Annotated in this window: 16 protein-coding genes; 9 read left to right on the top strand and 7 right to left on the bottom strand. The window is 33.1% G+C overall.

The window, feature by feature from the left end; genetic code table 11:
* Nucleotides 1-11: 11 nt before the first annotated feature.
* From ACKTTR_RS00210 to ACKTTR_RS00195, 4 genes are all read right to left on the bottom strand, one after another.
* Complete coding sequence (locus tag ACKTTR_RS00210) at nt 12-4259, bottom strand: GEVED domain-containing protein (protein ID WP_408025968.1); 4248 nt, start codon at nt 4257-4259, stop codon at nt 12-14.
* Between the two features lie 240 nt (nt 4260-4499).
* Complete coding sequence (locus tag ACKTTR_RS00205) at nt 4500-7985, bottom strand: M4 family metallopeptidase (RefSeq protein WP_408025967.1); 3486 nt, start codon at nt 7983-7985, stop codon at nt 4500-4502.
* A 67-nt stretch (nt 7986-8052) separates the two neighbouring features.
* Entirely contained in the window at nt 8053-10749 is a 2697-nt protein-coding gene (locus ACKTTR_RS00200; protein ID WP_408025966.1) for a GEVED domain-containing protein, read from the bottom strand.
* A 211-nt stretch (nt 10750-10960) separates the two neighbouring features.
* A complete protein-coding gene (locus ACKTTR_RS00195) occupies nt 10961-13693 on the bottom strand; it encodes a GEVED domain-containing protein (RefSeq protein ID WP_408025965.1) in 2733 nt (910 codons plus the stop codon).
* Between the two features lie 296 nt (nt 13694-13989).
* On the opposite strand from ACKTTR_RS00195, the gene ACKTTR_RS00190 reads away from it, so the two are divergent.
* The 6 genes from ACKTTR_RS00190 to ACKTTR_RS00165 are packed head-to-tail and all read left to right on the top strand — an operon-like array spanning nt 13990 to nt 20800.
* On the top strand, nt 13990-15651 hold the full coding sequence (locus tag ACKTTR_RS00190) for an ABC transporter ATP-binding protein (RefSeq protein ID WP_408025964.1): 1662 nt from the start codon (nt 13990-13992) through the stop codon (nt 15649-15651).
* 57 nt (nt 15652-15708) lie between these two features.
* Complete coding sequence (locus ACKTTR_RS00185; RefSeq protein ID WP_408025963.1) at nt 15709-16725, top strand: sugar nucleotidyltransferase; 1017 nt, start codon at nt 15709-15711, stop codon at nt 16723-16725.
* Nucleotides 16703-17701, top strand: coding sequence for a tetratricopeptide repeat protein (locus ACKTTR_RS00180; protein WP_408025962.1), 999 nt, complete (start codon nt 16703-16705; stop codon nt 17699-17701). Before ACKTTR_RS00185 ends, ACKTTR_RS00180 begins: the two co-directional genes overlap by 23 nt.
* 20 nt (nt 17702-17721) lie before the next feature.
* A complete protein-coding gene (locus ACKTTR_RS00175; RefSeq protein WP_408025961.1) occupies nt 17722-18489 on the top strand; it encodes a DUF4292 domain-containing protein in 768 nt (255 codons plus the stop codon).
* A gap of 2 nt (nt 18490-18491) precedes the next feature.
* A complete protein-coding gene (locus ACKTTR_RS00170) occupies nt 18492-19709 on the top strand; it encodes a murein hydrolase activator EnvC family protein (protein WP_408025960.1) in 1218 nt (405 codons plus the stop codon).
* A 56-nt stretch (nt 19710-19765) separates the two neighbouring features.
* On the top strand, nt 19766-20800 hold the full coding sequence (locus tag ACKTTR_RS00165; protein ID WP_408025959.1) for an AI-2E family transporter: 1035 nt from the start codon (nt 19766-19768) through the stop codon (nt 20798-20800).
* 6 nt (nt 20801-20806) lie between these two features.
* Here ACKTTR_RS00165 and ACKTTR_RS00160 read toward each other — a convergent pair whose 3' ends face one another.
* Both ACKTTR_RS00160 and ACKTTR_RS00155 read right to left on the bottom strand, forming a co-directional pair.
* A complete protein-coding gene (locus ACKTTR_RS00160) occupies nt 20807-21319 on the bottom strand; it encodes an acyl-CoA thioesterase (protein WP_408025958.1) in 513 nt (170 codons plus the stop codon).
* Nucleotides 21320-21378: 59 nt separating this feature from the next.
* Complete coding sequence (locus ACKTTR_RS00155) at nt 21379-22275, bottom strand: HU domain-containing protein (RefSeq protein ID WP_408025957.1); 897 nt, start codon at nt 22273-22275, stop codon at nt 21379-21381.
* Nucleotides 22276-22369: 94 nt separating this feature from the next.
* Here ACKTTR_RS00155 and dprA point away from each other — a divergent pair, with 94 nt between their 5' ends.
* The 3 genes from dprA to ACKTTR_RS00140 all read left to right on the top strand — a co-directional run bounded on the left by dprA (nt 22370) and on the right by ACKTTR_RS00140 (nt 25141).
* Nucleotides 22370-23470: a DNA-processing protein DprA gene (gene dprA, locus ACKTTR_RS00150; protein ID WP_408025956.1), complete on the top strand. Its 1101-nt coding sequence runs from the start codon at nt 22370-22372 to the stop codon at nt 23468-23470.
* A gap of 117 nt (nt 23471-23587) precedes the next feature.
* Complete coding sequence (locus tag ACKTTR_RS00145; RefSeq protein ID WP_408025955.1) at nt 23588-23935, top strand: hypothetical protein; 348 nt, start codon at nt 23588-23590, stop codon at nt 23933-23935.
* A 120-nt stretch (nt 23936-24055) separates the two neighbouring features.
* Complete coding sequence (locus tag ACKTTR_RS00140; RefSeq protein ID WP_408025954.1) at nt 24056-25141, top strand: hypothetical protein; 1086 nt, start codon at nt 24056-24058, stop codon at nt 25139-25141.
* Here the strand turns inward: ACKTTR_RS00140 and ACKTTR_RS00135 are convergent.
* Entirely contained in the window at nt 25138-25998 is an 861-nt protein-coding gene (locus tag ACKTTR_RS00135) for a DMT family transporter (RefSeq protein WP_408025953.1), read from the bottom strand. The genes ACKTTR_RS00140 and ACKTTR_RS00135 overlap by 4 nt on opposite strands.
* Nucleotides 25999-26220 lie beyond the last annotated feature (222 nt).

Below are 26220 nucleotides of genomic sequence, written 5' to 3'. Positions count from 1 at the left end.
AAGAAACGCTTTTATTTCTTCATTAATTTAATGGTTTCTGATTTTTTACCATCATTAGCTTCTAATAAATAAATTCCTGTTTTTAAATTAGAAACATTTACAGTACCATTAACTGTTTTTCCTCTTAACACAACTCTACCAATTGTATTTGTTATTTTATAACTTACATTTTCGTTGCTTCCAAATTTTACAGTAACGTTACTTACAGCTGGGTTTGGATATGCTATTAAACTCGATTTTGCTTCTTTATCTAATGGCTCAGCAAATGCATCACTTGTACCTGAATTTGCTACTGAAGACGATGAGTTAACAATATTAACTGTATAGTCTTCCACCTCTCCATCTGCAAAAGTTTCACAAGCTGTTGATGCTCCATTATATTTCATAGATACACGCATTCTTGTTTGTCCTAATAACGCGCTTGCTGGAATAGAAATATTAGCTGATCTATTTGCTGCAGTACTAGACGAACCTAAAGAAGTTTGTTCACTAGACTCAAAAGTTCCATTACGGTTATAGTCAATCCAAACCGTGAAATACTCAGTATATGAAGAACCACTAAATCCTGCACTTACAATAATTTGATTCGTTGTTCCTTGAGTAACTGTTGCTATTTTGTTCGTAAAATCACCATATCCTCCATTTGCAGAAGTTGTATTAGTCATTCCTCCAAAAGAAACATAATCTATCCATTCGTAAGTAACTCTATTTCCTTTTGAAGTACAATAAGTAACAACATTATCTAATGTAGTAACATTTACCGTATTACTTGCTGAAGAAATATTTCCTGCAGCATCTTTAGCTTTTACTGAGAATGTATAAGCTGTATTAGCTGTTAATCCTGTTACGTTGTAAGATGTTGTTGTAACAGTTGTTAACTTAGTTGCTCCTTGATATACATCATATCCTGTAACACCTACATTATCTGTTGATGCTGTCCAAGATAAAGTCAATGTAGTTTGTGCAACGTTTGATGAAGCTAAACTACTAGGTGCTGTTGGTGCTTGAGTATCAGCTACAGCAGCTGTAATATTTACTGTGTAATCTTCTACTTCACCATAAGAGAATGATGCCTCACAAGCTGTTGGTGTTGCATTATACTTCATAACAATTCTCATTCTTGTAGCTCCATCTACCGCTGAACTAGGTACCGTAAATGATGTGCTTACAGGAGTGTCTTTCGATTTAGCTTTTGTCCAAACCGTTTCTCCAGCATCAGAAAAATCACCATCTTGGTTGTAATCAATCCAAACTCCGTACCCTTCGTCGTATTTCGTTCCTGTCCAAGTTGGTGTGATCGTAATTGTGTTTGATTTTCCTTTTTCTAAATCGGTAGAAATTCCAGTATGGTCAGAGTATCCATTTCCTCCTCCTGAAGAATTATCGATACTTCCTAACTGAACTCTTCCAATATATTCATCTGAAACACTGTTCCCTTTAGAGGTACAATACGTAACTGTTGCTGCTGTAGTAGTAGCATTTGCTGTATTACTTACTGCTGAAATATTTCCTGCAGCATCTTTTGCTTTAACAGTAAATGCATATACTGTACTTGCTGTTAAACCTGTTACGTTATATGAAGTTGTTGTTGAACTTCCTATTTTAGTTGTTCCTTGATATACATCATACCCTGTAACACCTACATTATCTGTTGATGCTGTCCAATTTAACGTTAAGCTTGTTGCTGTTATAGAACTTGCAGCTAAACTAGTTGGAGCTGTTGGTGCTTCAGTATCGGCAGCTGCATTACTTGTAAATGAACCTGTAAACACTCCTCTACCATATGTAGATGCAATTACTTTATTAGTAACATGGTCTCCACTTACGTTCCAGTAATCAAATGAAGTAACACTAACATCACTCATTCCGTTATAAGCTTGATTCCAATTAGGGTTTGCATCATTAAAGTTAGATGTTGACCAAACTCCTAATTGTGTTGCTAAAATAACTTCTGTTCTATCTAATGGATTTTGTAAAATATCTCTTACAGGAATATTTGGTAGGTTTCCTTCTTTACTCACCCAATTCGCTCCTCCATCTGAAGTAGCCCAAACACTTGTTACTCCATAGTTATGTATTGTTACAAAAATATCATTTTCTGTAGCTCCGAATCTTACTGAAGATACTGAACCAACAAAAGGTGTATTTATGTTTGACCATGTAGCATTAGAATTAGTAACGTTTGTTAACTTTAATAGTTTACCGTTTGCCAATCCTACAAACCATGCATTATTTGTAAAAGGAGATGCTTGAAAAGCTGTTGGGCTTGCATCTAATAATGCATTTGTTATGTTTCCTTTTGAATTTGATGCTACATTAATACTTAAAATTGAGTTAGCTGTACTTGTAGATGAATTAGATAATAGGCGATTAGCATCATTATCATATCCCATAGGATTTACAAAATCTCCTGTGTTTTGGTCACTTGATAATGTTGTTGCTCCTCCTTGTTGTCTACCTAATCCATTCCAAGGTAAGCTAAATCTATATATTACGTTATTTACATAAGTTGCAATCATATAGTCTCCATCTTTATCAACGAAAGTATAGAATCCATCACCATCGCTTAATTCAGTTGAACTATTAACTCCTGCTACTGCATTTCTAAATGCTTGTGTACCGTTATCTTGCGCTCCTGCACTAAAAATTCCATTAACATCACCTGCTCCGTCAGGACCAATTCCTGCTTTTACAAACTGAGTTACATTGTATCCTTTATTTCTTACGCTAATTGTACTTCCAGCATTTCCTGAATAATAGATTCCTCCATCGTTACCGAATAATATTTTAGAAGAGTCATTATTTCCAAAAGCCATCGAGTGTTGATCTGCATGAACATTTTGATGACCAAAACCTCCATACCAGTGTGATAATTGAGACCAAGAAGAACCTCCATTTGTTGTTTTAAATAAATCGATACCTCCAACATACACTATATTGTCATTTGTTGGGTCTGCTTCAATTACTAAATCATAAAATGCTTGCCCACGACAAAAATCATTTGCTGCAATTCCAGTGTCTGCATCATTTGGTAATGATGTTGCACTTGCTGTTGAAAAAGCATTGGTTGTTTTATAAATATGAACAGGTGCAGTACTTGTTGTCCCTTGTGTTAATGCATAAATCTTATTTGCATCAGTAGCAGAAGGTTCAATTTCAACTCTATTAGATTCTGTTAGAGGTGAAGCAGCTGCTTCTGTCCAAGTACCTCCATTTGTAGAGCTAAATACTCTACCTCCGCCTTCTCCTAAAGCAGAAGCAATGGTTCCCATCCATAGCGTATTATTTGCACTTACTTCTAAGTCATTAGCTATATAATAATAGTCTTTTCCACCGAAGGCATACTTCATATTAGCAGATTCTATTCTGTTCCATGTAGCTCCATTATCTGTAGAGCGGTACAATCCTGCAGACTGTAACCCTAACCAGTTTCTAGGACTAGAAGAGTCTCCATATACATGCGCTCCAACTGCAACAAATAATTCTGTTGAAGCCCCATTATCCCATGCTAACACATCGTTTACATAATGAATTCCAGATAAAAAAACATTACTTGCATTGTAGTTAATAATTGCATCTCCTGCAGCTGGTATATTAACTGCATTCCATGTTGTACCTCCATCAGTAGTCACATATACTCCATTTCCTACTACATCACCAGCTGTATATTGTTCTCCTGTACCTACATACCATCTATTTGAGTTTCTTGGGTCTACAGTAATAGAAGTTACAGATAAGTTTCCTGGTACATTTTGTACTCTTGTCCATTGCGAGTTGGCATTACTAATATTAGTGTTTTTCCATAAACCTCCACTTACTCCACCAGCATATACGGTATTGTTTGTAGCGTCATTTGGATCAAATAAAACAACTCTTGTACGACCTCCTACATTATTAGGTCCTCTTTCTGTCCATGAATTTCCATTGTCTCCAGGATTTTTTTGTTGTGCTCTTTTTTTCAACAGGTCTTCTCTCAATCCTGCTAAACTTCCATCTTCCATTTTTCCTGTAGCTGGATTCATGGTAAGTAATTGCATTTGATCAAAATACCTATTAGGTGGTAACCCTCTAAGTTTTCTTTCTTTTTTCCCCCATTTTAACGATTCATTTAAAGGACTTTCCTTTAAAAAAGTACTGTGTACTTTACGTTGTTCAGCCAGTTTATCAGCAACACTTTGCTTTTTAAGATAATCTGAACCAATAATTGAAATTGCTGCAACAGACAGCCCTCCAATCAGAAATTTAAACTTTTTGTTCATTTGAATTAATTTAATTAAATAATTAAGTTTTTATTTCCTAGCTCTTTTGTAATACTACCTTTTCTTCGTCTTTTACCTTTTTGAATAGACTCATTTTTAACCCTTTATAAACCAATTTTAATAGTTCAGCCGCCCCTAGCTAAGTCAAAGATTTTATTCTCAATGGTATTTACAATTTAAAACAAGCAAAAGCCTGAGTAAAAACTCAGACTTTTGTTTTTCTTTAATGTTTTTAAAAACTTACTTTTTAAACAGTTTAGTTGTAAGTAGTTTTTGTCCGTCATTTACCTCTAAAATGTACATTCCTGTATTTAGTTTTGAAATGTCTAGGTTAGAAGATTTTAAACGACCTTCTTTTACTACTTTACCAACAGTATTTATAACTTTATAACTTATTTTTTCTGCTTTTGAAGCAAGTTTAACTTGTACAAAATCTACTGCTGGATTAGGATATGCTAGTAAGTCTAAACTTTCTTCATTTCCTATTACTTCTCCACCAATATTGGCTGAAAAACCAGTTATTGTAGCCACTGAAGAACCAGAAGAAATATTAACAGTATAATCTTCTACTTCACCATAAGTAAATGTTTCACATGCTGTTTGAGCACTATTATACTTCATAGAAACTCTAAGTCTTGTTGTTCCTGAAACGTTTGATGGAATTGTAAAATCTTCATAAAGATCTCCAGCGCTAGAAGAAGATCCACTTAACACAACTTCGGTATCTTCAAAAACACCATCTTTATCATAGTCAATCCACACCTTCCAATACTCAGTATAAGAAGAACTACTAAATCCAGCACTTACATAAAGTCTATTAGATCCTGTAGCTACATTCATGGTTAAGTTTGTATAATCTTTATAACCTCCATCGTTTCCTGTAGTGTTATCAACTCCTCCCATAGAAACTCTATCAATCCATTCGTAAGAAGAATTGTTTCCTTGAGAAGTACAATACTCTACTGCTGACACTTCTTTTGTTGTAAAAGTTGCTGTGTTACTTGATGCAGAAACGTTTCCTGCCGCATCTTTTGCTTTTACTGTAAAGTTATATGTAGTATTTGCAGTTAATCCTGTTAAGTTCATTGATGTACCACTAACAGTTCCTGCACTTGTAGCTCCATTAAATACTTCGTAACTAGCTACTCCAACATTATCTGTTGACGCTGTCCAACTTAATGTTGCTGTTGTTTCTTCAACATTAGATGCTGTTAATGAAGAAGGTGCTGTAGGTGCTTCTGTATCTGGTGTAGCATTTGTAATATTAACTGTATAATCTTCTACTTCACCATAAGAGAATGTTGCTTCACAAGCCGTTGGTGTAGCGTTATATTTTAATACAATTCTCATTCTAGTAGTTCCTTCAGTTGCTGAAGCTGGTACTGTAAATGATGTACTTACAGGAGTATCTTTCGATGCTGCTTTTGTCCAAACGGTTTCTCCAGAATCAGAAAAATCTCCATCTTGGTTATAATCAATCCATACTCCATATCCTTCACTATAAACAGTACCTGTCCATTTAGGCGTAATGGTTATAGTATTAGAATCACCTATAGATAAATCTGTTGAAATTGTAGTGAAATCAGAATATCCTCCACCTCCATCAGAAGTATTATCTATACTTCCTAACTGAACTCTTTCTATATATTCATCAGCAACACTATTTCCTTTAGAAGAACAATAATTAAGTGGTGGTGTACCTGTTGTCGTTACATTTAATGTTGCTGGTGTTCCTGTTCCACCTGCTGTACATTTAGCAGCTACAGATACTGTATACTCTGTTCCACTTAATAACCCTGTAGCGTTAAATGATGTTCCTGTTACATTTGTTGTATTTCCTCCAATAGTTACATCGTAAGAAGCTGCTCCAGAAACTGCTGTCCAAGTTACCGTAAATCCATTATCACCAATATTTGATGAATTTAAATTTGTTGGTGCTGCTAAAGCACATGTTTGTACAAATTCTTCTCCTACATTAACTGCATAAAAAGCATTTGTTGTAGAAATTACTTCTTGAGAATTTGCTCCGTATAAATCAGTAGCTGCTTGAATAGCTCCTGTTCTAGCATCAGCAAAAGTTGAACTAGCTGATAAATAATTAGCTTCGGTACGATAAGCAATTTTAGCTGCTTTTGTTATACCTATTCCTGTTACATTATAATTATCACTTGCATCGTTTGTTCCAGATCCACCAACTGATAGTAAATAAAACCATTTATTCAAAACTCCTGAGTTTGTATGAACTCCACAGTAATCATTAAATCTTGTTGGTGTTCCACAGTTAGGATTCTTCCAATAAGTTCCTCCGTAGGTATCTGGTTGCCCTTGTGATTTTGGATCATTCATAGAACGTAAAGCAGCAGAACCACTACGTCTATCAATTTCGTCTCCAATTAACCAAACTGAAAGGTCTGGGTTTAAATCGTTACCATTTCCTTTTGCAAAATGTTCAACAGCTGCTCCCCAAATATCTGAGAAACCTTCATTTAAAGCTCCTGATTCTCTTTGGTATGCTAAATTTGCTGTATAAGTACATACTGCATGCCCTATTTCATGAGCAGCAACATCAATAGAAGTTAAAGCATCAAAGTTACCATTTCCTTCTGTTCCGTTCGAAGAACCATCTCCATAAGACATTACTGAACCATTCCAAAAAGCATTATCATAGTTAGTATCAACATGTACATAGCTTCTAATTTGAGCCCCACTGTTGTCATAACTATTTCTATTATGCTTTTGTAAAAAATATTCATAAGTCATCATTGCTCCCCAATGAGCATCTAACGCTGCATCATCTTTGTTAGCACTATGCTCTGCGGTAGTCCAATTATTATCATTATCTGTAAACTGATCGTAATTTGTAACATATGGGTATGTAGAACCTGGTGCTTGATTTTTTGCATCTCTGGTATATATTTTTCTTCCAGAATCACTTAAAATATAGTTTCCTCCACTTAGTGATGTTTCAATAGTTCTCGTTCCACTATAACGAGTTTGCGCAGTACCAGATACTAATGCTGCTGTCATAGCCTCTACAGTTTTTTTACTTTTTTTAGCATGCTTGGTAAGCTCACCTACATGACCAAATTCATCTAAGTGCTTAATAATAGCATTGTAAAATAACGCTTCTCCTGTATGAGCATCTATATATAAATATCCTCTACTTAGTGGTTTTGTCGCAAAAATGTCGAATTTATAAGCTAGTCTTGCTTCTTTTTTTCCTATAACTTCTCTAGGAAGAATTAATAATTCACCTTCTGGCTTTTTATAATTATCCATTTCTTTGGCAGCCTCAGGAAATTCCCATAAATACTTTTCTGCTCCTGTATGTGATAAAGCTTTTTGAAATGCTTGAGCTTTTGAAAGCTTTGGGATTACTTTTACTTTTCCTACATCGTAAAATTCACCATTCATACTCATTAAAGCACCGTTCTTTGCATGTGCTGTGTATGTGGCAAATTCTACTTTTACTCCTTTAAATTTTTGTTGAAATTTTTCATGTGTAAAACCTAAGTCATCTCTGTTTGATTTAATTTTTTGCAAGCCATCATTTTTAAATAGCTTTAATTTTTGTCTAATTAAATCTGGTGCTTTTTGTAATGACACCTTTGAAGATTTATCGAACTTTACGTGCTTTAACTCTCTATTTTCCTGGGCGTTTACGGTATAAACTCCTGCGAATAGAAAAGCAGATAAAAACACAGTTCTTGCATAATTGTGTTTCATTTTTGAAGGGTTTAGTTAATTGATTTTAGTTAAAAAGCCTGAGAATAACTCAGGCTTTTTGTGTGGTTTATTTTTTAAATACCTTAGTAGTTAGTAGCTTTTGACCATCATTTACTTCTAAAATATACATCCCTGTATTCAACTTTGAAACATCGATGTTTGAAGAGTTTAAGCGACCTGCTTTCATTACTCTACCAATAGTATTTACAATTTTATAAGTCATATTATCAGCTCTAGAAGCTAATTTTATTTGAATAAAGTCTACTGCTGGATTAGGGTATGCCATTAAATCTAAAGTGCTTTCATTACCCAATCTTTCTCCATTTACACTAGCTGAAGAGTTTTGTCTTGTACTAGAAACAATATTTACCGTATAGTCTTCTACTTCTCCATAAGTAAATGTTTCACAAGCTGTTTGAGCAGAGTTATATTTCATAGAAACACGCATTCTTGTTGCTCCTAAAGTTGCTCCTGCAGGTACATCAACTGTAGCTGTTAAGTTATTAGCACTTGATGAAGATCCTGTTACAACCTTTTCACTACTCTCAAATGTTCCGTTTTGATTAAAATCAATCCAAACAGCCCAATATTCTGTATATGAAGAACTACTAAATCCTGCACTAATAGCCATTTGGTTTGAGCTTCCTAAGGCTAAAGTTGCTGTTTTTGAAGTAAAATCTGCATATCCTCCATTATCTCCAGTTGCATTAGTCATTCCTCCTAATTCAACATTGTCAATCCACTCATAAGAAGAGTTATTTCCTTTTGAATCACAGTATGATACAGAGTTTGATAAAGTTGTTACGTTTATAGCACTACTAGAAGCAGAAACATTTCCTGCAGCATCTTTTGCTCTTACTGAGAAAGTATAAGCTGTAGCTGCTGTTAATCCTGTTACGTTCATTGTAGTTCCTGTTACAGACCCAATATTTGTTGTTCCTTGATAAACATCATAACCAGTTACTCCAACATTGTCAGTAGATGCTGACCAGTTTAATGTTAAAGAAGTTTGCGTTACAGCAGAAGCTGCTAAGTTTGTTGGTACAGTTGGTGCTGTTGTATCTGCTGTTCCCGCTCCAATTACTACTGTATAGTCTTCTACTTCACCGTAAGAAAATGAAGCTTCACATGCAGTTGGTGTTGCATTATATTTTAAAACTATACGCATTCTTGTTGCTCCATCTGTAGCAGAAGCTGGTACTGTAAAAGATGTGCTAACTGGCGTATCTTTTGATGCCGCTTTTGTCCAAACAGTTTCTCCTGAATCAGAAAAATCTCCATCTTGATTATAGTCAATCCAAACACCATATCCTTCGTTATATACTGTTCCTGTCCAAGTTGGTGTAATTGTTATAGTATGAGAAGTTCCTTTTGCTAAATTTGTTGAAATTCCGGTATGGTCTGAATAACCATTTCCTCCTCCTGAACTATTATCAATAGTTCCTAATTGTACTCTTCCAATATACTCATCAGAAACACTATTTCCTTTTGAAGAACAATAAGAAATTGTTACTTCAGGAGTTGTAAAAGTTGAAGAGGCACTATATGCTGAATTTGATCCATCTGAACATTTGCTACGTACTTGTACTTCATATTGAGTAGAAGCTGATAATCCGCTTAAAGATGTTGAAGTTCCAGAAACCGCATTAGTTGTCCATGATGAAGTTCCTGTTTGACGATATCTAACATCGTATGTAGCTCCTGAAACTGCTGTCCAAGATACTGATGCACCTGAAGAAGTAATACTAGAAACAGTTACTCCTGTTGGCACTGTTGCTGTACATGAAGTAGAACCACCTGTTTTATCAGATAGCGCTAAACTTCTACGTACTCCTCCAGTTTCTAAAACAGCACGCATTCTATTTTTTTGCCCTAAAGTAAATAGGTTCATACAAGTATCATCCGAGTAATCCATATAGTTTTCAACCATATCTGCTGATCCACAAGAAGAGTGACTTGAAGCACACCCGTAGTTTGCAGCATCTGACTCAGGAGTATCAGAAACAAAATCATCAACACCACAACCACCATCACCCCAGATATGTCTAAGGTTTAAAAAGTGACCTACTTCGTGTGTTGTTGTTCTTCCTTTATCAAATGGAGACGATAAATAGAAACCTGATCCTTTATCTGAACTACCAAAATATTGAGGTCCCATCACTACTCCATCAGTAGCAGCACTACCTCCAGGAAATTGAGCATATCCTAAGATTCCTCCACCAATATTACATACCCACATGTTAAGGTACTCAGAGGTATCCCATGGATCTACTCCTCCTTGTGATGATTTTTTCATCGCATCACTAGTTCCCCATGAAGTTTTAGATGATGATTTTCTTGTAATACCAGTTGTTGGATTACCATTTGGATCTACTTGAGCTAAATAAAATTCTATTTCTGTATCTGCTGCTTGAGACCATTTATTCGTTTTGTCTGAGTTAGTTCTTCTGTAATCTTCGTTTAAAACATCTATTTGTGACTGAATTTGTGCTACACTAATGTTTTCTTGTGAATTACTATAAATAACGTGTACAACTACTGGAATTTGAATAATGTTTCCTACTATTTTTCCTTGGTAGTTCTTCTTTTCTGCAATTCTTTTTTGAGTAAAAGTCTCAATTTCTTGCATTTTACTTTTTAAAGAAGGATTGAGGGATTGCCTGTACTCTAGGTTTTCCATTGAGTGACAGTTTCTTTTTTCTTGGGCATACGAAGCACCAACAAAAAATAAGCACAGAAGTGCTAGGGTAATTTTGTTTTTCATTTTTGAAGGGTTTTTTAAGTTTATTAAGAGCAGTTTTTCTACGAAGAAAAAGCTATTCTTAATTTTTTGTTAAAACATTAGCAAATATATATTTTTTTTGCTAAAAACCTATAAAAACAGAAAATAAATTCATCATAACATACTAATAACCAGCAAAAAGCCTTAGAGGAGTCTCTAAGGCTTTTACTTTTTTATACTTTGTTTTTTAAGTTTATTTCTTCAAAAGTTTAGTTTTTAATAGCTTTTGACCATCATTAACTTCAAGGATATATAACCCTGTTTTTAATTTTGAAACATTAATATTTGTAGCATCTAAAACTCCTGATTTAACCACTCTTCCTCTTGTGTCTACAATTCTAAATGTAGTATCTTCTGCTAAAGAACTGAATTTAACATTTACAAAATCAATAGTAGGGTTTGGATATATTTCTAAGTTTTGAGTCGCTTCATTTCCTAATCTTTCTGCATCTACAACATTATCTTGTCTTGCACTCGAAACAATATTTACCGTATAATCCTCAACTTCTCCATAACTAAATGTTTCACAAGCTGTTTGAGCAGCATCATACTTCATTGAAACACGCATTCTTGTTGATCCTAATGTAGCTCCTGAAGGTACATCAACTGTTGAGGTTAAGTTATTAGCACTTGATGAAGATCCTGAAACTACTTTTTCACTACTTTCAAATGTTCCGTTTTGGTTAAAATCAATCCATACAGCCCAATGCTCTGTATATGCTGTGCTCTTAAAACCTGCGCTAACAATCATTTGATTTGAACTTCCCCTTGCTAGAGTAGCTACTTTTGAAGTAAAATTAGCATATCCTCCATTATCTCCAGTTACATTCTTCATTCCTCCTAATTCAACATTATCAATCCACTCATAAGACGAATCATTCCCTTTAGAAGCACAATATGATACCGAATTAGATAGTGTAGTTACATTTACTGTATTACTTGATGCAGAAACATTCCCTGCTGCGTCTTTAGCTTTTACTGAAAACGTGTATACTGTTCCTGCTGTTAATCCTGTTACATTTGTTGTAGTTCCTGTTACTGAACCTATTTTAGAAGTTCCTTGATATACATCATAACTTGTAACTCCAACATTGTCAGTTGATGCTGACCAATTTAAAGTTAATGAAGTTTGCGTTACACTAGCTGCTGTTAAATTTGCTGGTGCGGTTGGTGCTTGAGTATCTGCTTGTGCAGTACCAACTACTACTGTATAATCTTCTACCTCCCCGTCAAAGCTTGTTGCACAAGAAGTAGGATCTGAATTATATTTTCCTGAAATTCTCATTCTTGTACTTCCTAATTTTGCATTTGAAGGAACAACAATCGCTTTTGTAGGTAAAGATCCGTTAGAAACATTACTAATATTACCTAAATCATACGCTTCTCCACTATCTGTAAAATCTCCATCTTGGTTCCAATCAATCCAAGCAAAAACATCAATTCTATAGTTTCCATCTGTATTTACTGATACCGTAAGATTTGTTGATGAAGATTGAGAAACTGTCGTACTTAAATTTGTAAAGTTTTCATATCCTTTATCTTTTGCAGTACCATCTGCATTATTTATAGTACCAAAAACCACTTTTGTTATTCCTGTTTCATAGGTAGTGTTTCCACTTGAATTACAATATGAAATGGTTACTGATGGTGTTGTAAAGTTTACAGAAGCACTATAGTTTGAGTTTGTTGAAGAACATTTACTGCGTACTTGTACTTCGTATTGAGTAGAAGCTGATAATCCGCTTAGCACTACAGAATTTGAAGAAGAAGCAACTGTTTTCCATGAAGAACTAGTAACTGCTTTATATCTTACATCGTATGTTGCTCCTAAAATAGTTGTCCAAGAAACTGTAGCTCCTGTAGCAGTAACTGAAGATGTATTTACACCTGTTGGCACTGTCGCATTACAAACTGCTGGTGCATCTGCCTTATTAGATAGTGCTAATGAACGTCTTGCTCCTCCTGCTTCTAAAACAGCACGCATTCTGTTTTTTTGACCTAAAGTAAATAAGTTCATACATGCATCATCTGAGTAATCCATATAATTTTGAACCATATCTTCTGTACCACAAGAAACATGTCCTGTTTTACAACCGTAATTCGCTGCATCTGATTCTGGAGTATCTGCTACAAAATCATCAACACCACAACCACCATCACCCCAAATATGACGTAAATTAAAAAAATGCCCTATTTCATGTGTTGTAGTTCGACCAAGGTTAAACGAAGGGTTAAGTGTTCCTGTAGAACCAAAAGCATCATGAATCATTACTAAACCGTCAGTAGAAGCGTCTCCTCCTGGAAACTGTGCAAAACCTAAAATAGTTCTATCTCCAGCTGGACTTGTATTGGTCATTTTTGGAACAATCCACATATTCAAGTATTCAGCAGTATTCCATGGATCAAGTCCACCTGATGCAGAACTTTTCATTGCGTTGTACGCTTTATACTTTGTTCCCCAATCTGAGCTGCTTACTTGTTTTCTAGTAATTGCGGTAGTTGCATTACCACTAGGATCAATTTTAGCCATAGCGAACTCTATTTGAGTATCAGCTGCCTGTGCCCATTTATTTGTTTTATCCGTATTTTGTCTACGAAAATCCTTATTTAACACATCAATTTGTGAAAGAATTTGAGCATCACTAATATTGTTTGTCGAATTTGTATATAAAACGTGTACTACTACAGGTATTGTAATAATCTCACCCTCTATTTTTCCTTGACGGTTTTCTAAATCTTGAATTTTACTCAGAGTAAATTTTTCGATTTGATCCATACGGTTCTGAAGATTAGGGTCTTTAGATTTTCTATACTCTAAATCTTCCATTACTCCACAAGTTCTTTTTACTTGCGTCTGATTTTGTTGAGAAAAGGCAGTAACTACCATAAACAAGCACATAAGTGCAAGGGTAATTTTTCGTTTCATTTTGAAGGGGTTTTTAATTAATTTTTTTTAGTTTTTTGCTTTCTTTTAGTTAAAAGCGGGAGCAAATATATATTTTTATTAAGAAATTCATAATAAAAATTAAAAAACAATATATTTTCGGTAACAATAAGTGTTTTTATATAAGAAAAAAGCACTTACTTAAACTGAAGTATCTATTTCTTTTTACTTTACTTACAACATAGGTAACATACTTACTAGTAAGCAGTTATATTCTTGATTAGTTTTTAAGAAAAAAATGAAAATATTAATTGTACTTTTATTAAAATTTATGATTGATGCTTGAAGTTAAAAACTTAGAAATTTCCTTTAAAAACTCTCATCCTGTAGTACAACATGTTTCTTTTAGTGTTGAAAAAAACAAAACATTAGGAATTGTAGGAGAGAGTGGTAGTGGAAAATCAATAAGTTCTTTAGCTATTTTAGGACTACTTCCTAAAACTGCTACAGTAAAAGGTAAGCTACTTTTTAACCAACAATCTTTGTTAGATTTTAATGAACAAGATTTTCAAAAAATACGTGGTAACCAAATAGCCATGATTTTTCAAGAACCAATGAGTTCTTTAAACCCAACCTTGACTTGTGGTATCCAAGTTGCTGAAATGTTACAGCAGCACACCCAGTTATCCAATCATGAAATTAAAGAAGAAGTTATCTCATTATTTTCAAAAGTAAAACTTCCTAGACCTGAAGCTATTTACGATTCGTATCCTCATCAAATAAGTGGTGGACAAAAGCAGCGTGTAATGATTGCTATGGCAATTGCCTGTAAGCCTCAACTTTTAATTGCTGATGAACCTACCACAGCATTAGATGTTACAGTACAAAAAGAAATAATTTTATTATTGAAAGAACTACAGCAAGAGTTTGAAATGGGAATTATTTTTATTTCTCATGATTTAGCATTGGTTTCTGAAATTGCAGATTCTGTTGTAGTGATGCATAAAGGAAAAATAGTAGAAAAGGGAAGTGCTAATCATGTTTTTCTACACCCGAAAGAAAGTTATACAAAAGCTTTAATCAACTCGAAACCAAATACAGAAAAACGATTAAAAACCTTACCTACGGTTAAAGATTTTATCAACGAAACTATAGATTCTACAATTTATACGGATGAAGAACGCACTGCTTTTCATCAAAAAATATATAATCGCCCTCCGTTGTTAGAAATAGTAAATTTGCATAAAGATTTTATCAGTAACGCTTCATGGTTATCAAAACCAACTATCGTAAAAGCAGTCAATAATGTCTCTTTTAAAATTTATGAAGGTGAAACTCTAGGGTTAGTAGGGGAGAGCGGTTGCGGAAAAACGACTTTAAGTAGAACTATTTTACAATTAGAAAAAGCCACTTCGGGAAGCATTCTGTATAACGGAACAGATATTACTAAACTTTCGAGAAAGGATTTTAAAAAACTTCGAAAAGAAATTCAAATTATATTTCAAGATCCGTTTTCTTCATTGAATCCAAGAGTTACCGTTGGTAATGCTATTTTAGAACCTATGAAAGTTCATAACATTTTAAACTCCAATAAAGGACGAAAAGAGTATGTATGTAACTTGTTAGAGAAAGTAGGTTTAGAAGCAACTCATTTTAATCGTTACCCACATGAATTTTCTGGTGGTCAACGTCAACGTATAGGAATTGCTCGTGCTATAGCTTTACATCCAAAACTAATTATTTGTGACGAATCGGTTTCTGCTCTCGATGTATCTGTACAAGCACAAGTATTAAATTTATTGAATCAGTTAAAAACAGAATTCAACTTCACTTATATTTTTATTTCACATGATTTATCCGTTGTAAAATACATGGCAGATCAATTAGTTGTAATGAACAAAGGTAGGGTAGAGGAAATAGCTGATGCTGACGAAATTTACCAACGTCCAAAAACAAAATATACACAAACATTAATAGAAGCTATTCCAAAAGGGCTATAACTTTTTTCACTGCGTTATTAATGGTATATTGCACCGTTAATTACGAAAAGAAAGAATATGAAGATTATAGTACCAATGGCAGGAATTGGGTCTCGTTTAAGACCTCATACATTAACAACTCCTAAGCCATTAACAGTTATTGCTGGTAAATCAATTGTACAGCGATTAGTGGAGGATATCACTTCTGTTGTAGATCAACCTATAGAGGAAATTGCTTTTATAATTGGACCTGCTTCTAAAGGGTTTCCTACAGACACAAAAGATAAATTAATAACGATAGCAGAAAATTTAGGAGCTAAAGGTTCTGTATATGTTCAAGAAGAAGCATTAGGAACTGCGCACGCTATTTATTGTGCTAAAGAATCATTAGGTGGTTCTTGTGTGGTAGCTTTTGCTGATACATTATTTAAAGCTGACTTTACTTTAGATGCTAATGCTGATGGAGCTATTTGGGTGAAACAAGTGGAAGACCCTAGCGCTTTTGGTGTAGTAAAGTTAAAAGACGGTTTTATTACTGATTTTGTTGAAAAACCAAAAGAGTTTGTCTCAGATTTAGCCATTATTGGTATTTATTATTTCAAAGATGCTGATAAATTATTGGAAGAGATAAAGTATTTAATTGATAATGATATCAGACCTTCTGGTGAATATCAATTAACAGAAGCTTTGGAAGCTTTAAAAGTAAAAGGAGCTAAGTTTATTCCTGGAAAAGTAAATACTTGGATGGATTGTGGTAAGAAAGACCCAACAGTAGATACCAACAAACAAGTTTTAGGTTTTGAACAAGCAGACGGCAACAATTTAGTATCTGAAGACGTTGTATTAGAGAACGCTGAAATTATTCAGCCTTGTTATGTTGGAAAAAATGTAGTGTTGAAAAACACTAAAATAGGTCCTTTTGTTTCAATTGGTGAAAACAGTGTTGTTGAAAACTCAACAATTACAAACTCTTTAATTCAAACAAATGTTCATATTTCGAATGCCAATTTAGATAATGCTATGATTGGTAACCATGCAAAATACAATGCTAATTATACATCGGTAAGTATAGGTGATTATACAGAACTTACATAAAACCTCATTAGAAAGGAGAAGAGAGAAAAGAGAAAAAAAGTTTTTTTCTAAAGTAATATTATCTTTTTTCTTTCTTTTCTTTTCTTTCTTTCTAAACGCTCAAGATAGCATTCCAGCATCAGTTAACATTGCTGAAAAAAACAATATTGAATTTCAACAATATTTTTTTAGAGCACTTTCAGACAAAGCTATTTTTAATTACCAAAAAGCTATACAAAATCTAGAAAAGTGTAACAGAATACTTCCAAATAACAAAGCTGTTTTATTTGAACTCTCTAAAAACTATGAAAAGTTAGGTAGAAACCCTGAAGCCCTATCTTATATTGATTTAGCTTTAGAAATAGAACCTAATAATATTTGGATGCTTGAACACAAAGTTTTTATTTTAAGAAAGTTAGCCAATTTTGATGATGCTATTATTGCGCAACAAAAAATAGCTACAACAAACCCAAAGAAAAAACAATTACTTGTTTTTTTACATCTCCAAAACAAAGATGTTACATCTGCTAAAAAAGTGTTGGCAGAGTTAAAGGAAGCTAAATTATTAAATGCCAGACTTCGCTCTATTGAAAGAAAAATAAATGCTCGAAAAACAACCGAGGCACAACCCAAAAAAATCACCGAAAATCTTGACCCTAAATCACTTTTTGAAAAAGAAAAATCCTATAACAATTTAAAAACGTTACTAGACAAGTTAGCTGCAGAAAATGATGTTGAATTGTTAAAATATAGCGAGCAAGGTTTAGCTCTTTTTCCTGCGCAACCTTTTGTATATTTAATGAACGGAAAAGCGTTTAATAACAATAAAGATTATAAAAAAGCATTACAAACCTTACAGAACGGCATTGATTTTGTTATTGACAATAATGAAATAGAAGCTAAATTTTACTTAGAAATGTCAAAAGCTTACCAAGGATTGAATGATGTTAAAAAAGCCAATTCCTATAAAAACAAAGCTGAAAAGATTTTAAAATAGGTTTCGTTAGTATAAAATTTATGAAATACACCACTTTATTACTTATATTATTTTTAGGTTTAACTTCATGTAAATCTACCAAAAACGTTACTAGTGATGTCGCTATTAAAGAATTATCGGCACGCAAAGTAGCTAAAAAGCATATTGCTACAAATTTTGACAAAAAAACGGTAGATGCTCGTTTAAAAGTTAATTACAAAAACAATAAAGAAAGTTTAGGTTTTTCAGTAAGAATGAAAATTAAAAAAGACGAAGTTATTTGGTTAAAAGGAACCAAAATCATCTCTATTTTTAAAGCTAAAATCACTCCTACGAAAGTTCAGTTTTACTCTCCGTATGAAAAAAGTTATTTTGATGGAGATTTTATGATGCTAAAAAAACTATTAGGAACCGATATTAATTTTAAACAGTTACAAAGCATGTTGTTAGGGGAGGCTTTGATGGATGTAAAATCTGAACGTCAAGAAGTTAAGATTCAAGAAAAATCATATCAATTATCTCCTAAAAAACAACCTACTTTATTCGACTTGTTTTTTTATGTAAACCCAAAACACTTTAAACTAAACAAGCAATTAATAGTAAATTCGTTAAAAGATCAACGTTTAGACATTAGTTATCCAAAATATCATAAGAAAAACACTACTTTTTTCCCTGAGAAAATTAACATAAAAGCTAAAGAAAAAAATAAATTTACTATTATTGATATTACTACACGCTCTGTAGAATATGATACTAAACTAAATGTAAACTTTAATATCCCTAACGGATATAAAGAAATTCAAATATAATTATGAAGTACCCTGTTTTTTATATCTCTTTTTTATGCCTGTTTTTTGTAGGAATTTCTTCTTTTGCTCAAAGTAGGAAAGAGCTTGAAAATAGGCGAAAGAAACTTAAAAATGAAATAGAGCAGGTTAATAACCTTTTGTTTAAAACAAAGAAAAAAAAGAGCAGTGCTTTAGATGATTTAAAAGATTTAAACCAAAAAATTAGTGTTAGAGAACGCTTAATTGAAACTATTGAATTAGAAACTAAGTTACTTTCAAAAGAAATTAAGTCTAACGAACAACAATTAAAAAAATACAACGACGAACTTGCCAAATTAAAAAATGACTACCGAGATATGGTAGTTAAATCTTACAAGAGTAAATCGCAACAGAGCAAAACCATGTTTTTATTGTCTTCAGAAAGCTTTTACCAAGCTTACAAGCGCTTAAAATACATGCAACAATACAAAGATTATAGAAAAAAGCAAGGAGAAGAAATTATAGTAAAAGCGAAAGAAGTAGAACAATTAAACGATTCACTAACTGCTCAAAAAAAATCAAAAGAAGCCTTGCTATCTGACGAGAAAAGTCAGAAAAAAGAAATTGAAGACGATAAGAAAAACCAAGAGCAACTTATTTCAAAAATTAAAAAAGAAGAGAAAAAATACAAAAGCGATTTACAGAAAAAGCAACGAGAAGAAAAGAAAATTGCTGCCAAAATAGATAAGTTAATTAGAGATGCTATTGCTAAAGCTAACAAAGGCAAAAAAACTACAAAAGGTAAAACCAAAAGCTCTGGTTTTATTTTAAATGCCGAAGAAAAAGCTTTACTTGCTAACTTTGAACAAAATAGAGGTAATTTACCTTGGCCTGTTAAAGGTGTAATTACACGAAAATTTGGAGTACAACCACACCCAACATTTCCCGGAATTAGTATTAACAGTCACGGGTTATACATTGCTACCAAAGCAAATACCGATGTAAAGAGTATTTTTAACGGAAAAGTACTGGTTATTCAATTGCATTCTGATGGTCGAAAATCAGTTTTAGTACAACACGGTAACTACATCTCTGCTTACAATAAGCTAAAAGAAGTGTATGTTAAAAAAGGAGATGTAGTAAAAACTGGTGAGAGGTTAGGAAAAGTGTTTACCAACAAAGTTACTGGTAAAACACAGCTTAGTTTTATGCTATACAAAAACAGAAACCGATTGAATCCTGCACAATGGATTCGCTCATAACACCATTAAAAAACATTTATAAATTTTATTTTTAAATTGTAATCAAATTTAAACGTGTGAAAAACGCATCAAACTTTATTATTGTAACCGTAGCAATTATTGCAACATTGGTTATTGGAAAAGGAATTTTAATCCCATTTATTTTTGCACTTATTTTTTGGTTTCTAACACGTGAAATCCGTAAAACCATCTACAAAATTCCTTTTGCCAAACGCTTTATTCCTTTTTGGTTAAGTAATGTATTTGTTTTTACATTAATCATCTTAGGGTTTGGTTTTGTTTCTGAAATAATTACCAACAGTATTTCAAACCTAACCACTTCATACTCTAAATATGAACCAAATGTTGATGCTATTATAAAACGTTTAGATGCCTATTTTCATATAGACATTATCAAGTCACTACAATCAGTTATTGGAGATTTTGATTACGGCTCTGTTTTAGGCGATATAGCGAACGGAATTAGTAGTTTGCTAGGGAATACCTTTATGATTATTATTTACGCCTTATTTATCTTCCTAGAGGAAAGTAATTTTAAAAAGAAGTTACAGAAGATGTTTATGAGCACTCAAAATAATCCTAAAAGCTTTCAAGCTATCTTAAGAAAGATTGAAGATTCAATTTCAAACTATTTACGACTAAAAACCTATGTAAGTTTATTAACAGGTGTGCTTAGTTATTTTGTATTACTGTTAGTAGGTGTAGATGGAGCTCCGTTTTGGGCGTTCCTTATTTTTTTATTGAATTATATACCTACCATTGGTTCACTTGTAGCTACAGCTTTTCCTGCCATTTTCTGTTTAATACAATTTGGAGAATTTCCTCCATTTTTAATCGTGTTGTTTGCCGTAGGTAGTATTCAAGTAGTGGTTGGTAATGTTGTAGAACCTAAAGTTTTTGGAAAATCTCTAAACTTAAGTCCGTTAGTTACCATACTTTCCTTAGCTGTTTGGGGAGAAATTTGGGGAATTACTGGAATGATACTTTCAGTACCTATTACGGTAATTATGATTATTATCTTTTCACAATTTGATAAAACAAAAAACATTGCCATTCTCTTATCTGAAAGTGGCAATGTAGATGAAATATAAACTGTTTTAATCCATAAAAATAGATTTCAACTCTACTGCTTCCTTAGGATTCATTTTACCCGCTAAAACTAAGCTTAATTGCTTTCTACGCAATGCTGCTTCATAACGTTGTTTCTCTAATTCTGTTTCTGGTTCAATTTGAGGAATTGGTACTGGTTTTCCTGTTTCATCAACAGCAACAAACGTGTAAATTCCTTCGTTTACCTTTGTTTTTTCACCAGACTGACGATCTTCAATCCAAACATCTACATAAATTTCCATTGATGATTTAAAGGCACGTGAAACCTTTGCTTCTAAAGTTACCACACTTCCTACAGGTACCGATTTGGTAAATGCTACGTGATTTACAGAGGCTGTTACTACAATTCTTCTCGAATGACGGCGTGCAGCAATACTACAAGCTCTATCCATACGAGCTAATAACTCTCCTCCAAAAAGGTTATCTAAATAATTTGTTTCTCCTGGTAAAACTAAATCGGTAAGTACAGTTAACGATTCTCTTGGTGATTTTGCTCTCATCAATTAAATTTTGCTGCAAAGATACAGCAACAAAAAAATCTACCTAAAATAAATGCAGTTTATTTAGCCAATAACCAAGCCTCTTCGCTTACAGATTCTTTAATGATTTCTAAGGCTTTTCTAGCTTCTTCTTTAGTTACATAACTTGCAAAAGCTACTTGAGTTAAGCCTAACCCATTCTTTCCAACAATAGAAGCATCATACCCTTTTTCTTGTAACTCTGCTAATTTGTTTTCAGCATTATGCTCTTCTTGAAAAGCTCCTGCAATAATATGAAAGTTTCTATCTTCTTTACTAACGTTTAAGTTAATAGTTGGTAACGGATTCTCAATTACAAAAGTTGCTGATTGAATTTTCTTCTCAACAGCTTCTTCTTGATTTGCTAATACTTGTTGTTGTTGATTTTGAACACCATTCCAACCCACATAGGCAATTCCTACAAAAACAGCTGCAGCTGCAGTTCTTTTTAAATACAACGGAATTGTTTTTCTGTTTTCTTTAGTAGTAGCAGGTAATGACTTAATTGCTACTTCTTTTACTCTTTCTACAGAAGGTGTTGAAACCTCAGCTAATCCAAAAGATTCTTTTAAAAAGTTACTAGATGGATTTGGTTCAAAAATAATTTGTTTTGCTTCGTTTAATGACAAGCTTCCTACAGAAGCAACAGTAACTGTTGTTGTTGCTAACTTTTCATTCCATTGTGCAACTTCCTCTGCAATATAAGCAGTAGCTTCTTCAAAAGAAATGTTTTTACTCGAAGCTATATAGTTTGCCAATAAACCGTCATTATGCTGTAAATATGCATTAAACGTAAGTTGTTTTTTTGGCGGATAAAAAGTGTGAGTAGTTGTATTTACTCTAGCACCAATTTTATTGGTTACAAATCCTCCAAAATTAGGAACAATTACGCAATCGTATCTATATAATAAATCGTTAATGTAGTTGGCTAATGTCATAATAACAAATATAGCTTTTTAGTACATTACTTTCAAGTAATCTTGTAATTTTTATTAACAGTTTTTTGTATATTGATACTCAAATTATTGCTATATGAACTCAGAAAAATTGCTAGCCATTCTTAGGTTACAAGCAACAAAAAACGTAGGTGATATTTTGGCAAAAAAGCTAATTACCTCCGTAGGAAGTGTTGAACAAGTGTTTTTAGAGAAGAAAAACACGCTACATAAAATTAACGGAATTGGAACTCATGTAACCCAACATCTTTTTGATGAAAATAACCTGAAAAGAGCAGAAGAGGAGCTAATTTATATTCAAAACAACAATACTGCATTTTCTTATTTTTTAGATGATGATTACCCGCAACATCTAAAACATTGTATTGATGCTCCAATCTTACTTTTTAAAGACGGCAACCTCAACTTAAACAATCATAAAATTATTTCGATTGTAGGAACTAGAAAAATGAGTTCGTACGGACGCGATTTCTGCAATCAACTTATTGAAGACTTAAAAGAACACAATCCCATAATTGTAAGCGGTTTTGCTTACGGAGTAGATATTTGCGCACACAAAGCTGCTGTAAAAAACAACTTACAAACTATTGCTGTGTTGGCACACGGATTGGATGAAATTTATCCAAAAACACATAAAAAATATATTCATCAAGTGAATGAAAATGGTGGTTTTATTACTGAGTTTTGGCACGATGAGCAGCCCATGAGAGAAAACTTTTTAAAACGAAATCGTATTGTAGCTGGGTTATCTAAAGCAACCATTATTATTGAGTCTGCTAAAAAAGGTGGTTCGCTTGTTACTGCTGATATTGCCAACTCTTACAATCGTGATGTATTTGCAGTACCTGGTAGAGCAACCGATGTATATAGCAAAGGTTGTAACAATCTCATTAAAAATAATCAGGCACATTTATTAACTTCTGCTGAAGATATTGTAAAAATGCTCAATTGGGACGTACAGCAAACTGCTGTACCAAAACAAGAAAAGTTATTTATTGATTTGAGTGAAACCGAACAAAAAATACACGATTATTTACAGCAAAAAGGTAAACAGTTGTTAGATGTTATTGCATTAGATTGTAATCTTCCTACTTATCAACTATCATCTATTTTAGTTCAGATGGAATTAAAAGGAGCCATAAAACCTTTACCCGGAAAAATGTTTGAAGTTAAATAATAGTTAAAGTGATTATACTGCCTACTTTTTCTTGAAACAAACATTTAGCTTCGCTTTAAAACCAGGCAGTCGAAAATGGAAAAAAGAGTAGGCAAAAAATTGTAATTTAATTTAAAAATGAGAAAAAAAATTTTAACTATTACTACATTACTGATGTTTATTGCAATATCAGTCAACAGTCAATCAAAAGAAGAAGTAATTACTAAAGCTGTACAAGATGCAAAATCTGGAGTTAGATTAATGAATGATTATTCTATGTCTTTAGATATAGTACCATTTGGTTACTATGACACTGCGTATAGAGTTGCTAAAGAATCTTTCTCTGGTTCTTCTGGTTCTTCAAGTAATCCACCATCAAGTATTTCAGGACCAGGTGAACAAATAGGTTTTATTAATGACGGTAAATATCACAATTATGTAGGATCAACTCGTGATTTAATCAAATATTTAATGGAGAAGTTATAACTCGATAAAAAAATATAATAAAAAGCAGCTACATAAATTAAATGTAGCTGCTTTGTTTTAAAGTATTATCAACACAAATTCCTTTAAAATTAATTATTTTTGAGAAATAATCATCCATGCATGTCAGAATATAAACTCATATCACAAAAAAAACCAGCTTTTCCTGTTACCAAAAAATTAGGAAACTACTTGAAAAGGCATAACAGAACTATTCAAATTCCTATTTTTTATGATGATTTGTTACGCTTTCAAGGATCTGTTTCTGTGTATGATAAACACGATAACGATACCTTGTGGATACGTGTTTTTTATAATGAGTTTGAGCGAGCAGAAATTGATTTATACCTAAAAAAAGTATATAATATCTTACACTCTAACGGTTCTGACGCCAGTATTAAACACTTAAACGTTGATGCTATCGATTTTTGTACGTTTGGTAACTCTAAACCTTTTCGTATAAAAATTCGAAATATTTTAAATGATAACTACACTTATTTTTACGTAAAGAAAACCGATGCTTCTCGTATTTACGGTCTAGAGTTAGAAGATATTTTATCACCTTATAACCTAAACTTTTTGGTATATGAAGACACGTTGATAGAAGAGCATATATCAGGAATTCCAGGAGATGTTTTTATCAATGATTATTTAGAAGATTGTTTAGATATTGAAAAAGCACAGCTGGCTAAAGAGTTTGTTAAATTTAACGAGCGTTGTATGATTCGTTTGTTAGGCGATATGCGTTCGTATAACTATGTGGTGGTGCCAACACACGATTTTGAAAATGTTGTGTATAAAATTCGTCCGATAGATTTTGACCAGCAATGTTACGAAGGTAAATTTAAAGTATACTATCCACAGTTTTTTAAGGAAAATTTAAAGCTAGTTCAACTGGTAGGAGACAAACTTACTTCAGAGTCAATTGAACAATATCAAATAGAAGAGCGATCAATTGTTGCTAAAAGAATTTTAGGTTCTCGTTCTCGATTGAATCGTTTGCTTACTGCTATGAAATCAGATAATATTTCTACTCCCAAAAATATCGAACAATTAAAATTAGAAATTTTTGAATTTACAGGAGATATTAATTTTAGAGATAGTGACGGTATGGGAGAGGTTTTAGACAGTGCACTAACTTTTGTTCGTAGAAATTACGAAGATGTTAGTATGAAAACCATTATTCAACAACAGCAAAGACTACACTAGCCTTTTCTACTTCGAATACTTTCAATAATCACCGTTGCTAAAATTAAGCTTCCTCCAACAAAAGTGTTCCACGTGGGGATTTCGTTTAAGAAAATAAACGCTAACAAAATTCCGAAAACAGGTTGAATACTACTAATTATACTTGCGGTTGATGCCGAAAAAAACTGTAGTGAATGTACCATTAAACTATGTCCGATAGCCGTAGTTAACAAGGCTAATAATAGTAAATAGGGGAGTTGCTCTTGAAATCCGGAAACATCCATAAAAAACAATACTGGAACTAATAAAACCGTAATTATTACCGTTTGGTAGAACATCAACATTACTCCATTGTATTGTATTACGTATTGCTTTAATATTAAAATTCTTATAGAATACGATAGGGCAGAGAGTAAGCCAAACAATACTCCTTGAACTTGGGTGTTTTTAATATCAAACTCAGGGGCTAGAATGTACAACCCTAACAAAACCATCAACCCTAAAATAATATGAATTGGGTTGAACTTTATCTTTAAAAATAGCGGTTCTAAAAAAGCAATCATTACTGGGAAAGTGTACAACGACAACATTCCGATAGCTACATTCGATAGTTTTAATGCGTAGAAATAAGTGACCCAATGCACTCCCATAAAAATTCCACCCATTAAAAACGGAAACAAGTGTCTTCTTGATTGTATGGTTAAATCAATCTTTTTGAATCGGCAAAACACATACAAAATCACCATAGCAAACACAGAACGGAACCACACAATAACTTCCGAAGGCATTGCAATATACTTACCTAGTACTCCTGAAGTACTGATAAACAGGGTTGCTAAAATAATTCCTGATAGGTTTTTAATGTGGTTGTTTTGCATGGGCGTAAAAGTATGTCATTTCGAGCGGAGCGCGGCAATCTTTTGGTTGTGAATTTAATTGTCACATCGAGTAAATTTCTTTTTCGATAGAGAAAATAAATTTGTATCGAGATGCATATAAACTAGTTCTCGATACAATTTTCACTCATTCTAATCGTGAAAACCACTCGAACAGACAACTTCTTTGTACCTTCATTGCGAATGCAACGCAGTGAAATGAAG

The sequence above is a fragment of the Tenacibaculum litoreum genome, assembly GCF_964513915.1.
Classification (GTDB): domain Bacteria; phylum Bacteroidota; class Bacteroidia; order Flavobacteriales; family Flavobacteriaceae; genus Polaribacter; species Polaribacter litoreum.
The sequence above is the reverse complement of the archived record's forward strand: the minus strand, read 5'-3'. Positions and strand labels throughout refer to the sequence as shown.

Excerpts from the sequence above, each read along its gene's own strand:
- ACKTTR_RS00200 (WP_408025966.1), bottom strand. The coding sequence starts at position 10,749 with ATGAAAAACAAAATTACCCTAGCACTTCTGTGCTTATTTTTTGTTGGT.
- ACKTTR_RS00205 (WP_408025967.1), bottom strand. The coding sequence starts at position 7,985 with ATGAAACACAATTATGCAAGAACTGTGTTTTTATCTGCTTTTCTATTC.
- ACKTTR_RS00160 (WP_408025958.1), bottom strand. The coding sequence starts at position 21,319 with ATGAGAGCAAAATCACCAAGAGAATCGTTAACTGTACTTACCGATTTA.
- ACKTTR_RS00170 (WP_408025960.1), top strand. The coding sequence starts at position 18,492 with ATGAAGTACCCTGTTTTTTATATCTCTTTTTTATGCCTGTTTTTTGTA.
- ACKTTR_RS00190 (WP_408025964.1), top strand. The coding sequence starts at position 13,990 with ATGCTTGAAGTTAAAAACTTAGAAATTTCCTTTAAAAACTCTCATCCT.
- ACKTTR_RS00135 (WP_408025953.1), bottom strand. The coding sequence starts at position 25,998 with ATGCAAAACAACCACATTAAAAACCTATCAGGAATTATTTTAGCAACC.
- dprA (WP_408025956.1), top strand. The coding sequence starts at position 22,370 with ATGAACTCAGAAAAATTGCTAGCCATTCTTAGGTTACAAGCAACAAAA.
- ACKTTR_RS00175 (WP_408025961.1), top strand. The coding sequence starts at position 17,722 with ATGAAATACACCACTTTATTACTTATATTATTTTTAGGTTTAACTTCA.
- ACKTTR_RS00155 (WP_408025957.1), bottom strand. The coding sequence starts at position 22,275 with ATGACATTAGCCAACTACATTAACGATTTATTATATAGATACGATTGC.
- ACKTTR_RS00140 (WP_408025954.1), top strand. The coding sequence starts at position 24,056 with ATGTCAGAATATAAACTCATATCACAAAAAAAACCAGCTTTTCCTGTT.
- ACKTTR_RS00195 (WP_408025965.1), bottom strand. The coding sequence starts at position 13,693 with ATGAAACGAAAAATTACCCTTGCACTTATGTGCTTGTTTATGGTAGTT.
- ACKTTR_RS00185 (WP_408025963.1), top strand. The coding sequence starts at position 15,709 with ATGAAGATTATAGTACCAATGGCAGGAATTGGGTCTCGTTTAAGACCT.
- ACKTTR_RS00210 (WP_408025968.1), bottom strand. The coding sequence starts at position 4,259 with ATGAACAAAAAGTTTAAATTTCTGATTGGAGGGCTGTCTGTTGCAGCA.
- ACKTTR_RS00145 (WP_408025955.1), top strand. The coding sequence starts at position 23,588 with ATGAGAAAAAAAATTTTAACTATTACTACATTACTGATGTTTATTGCA.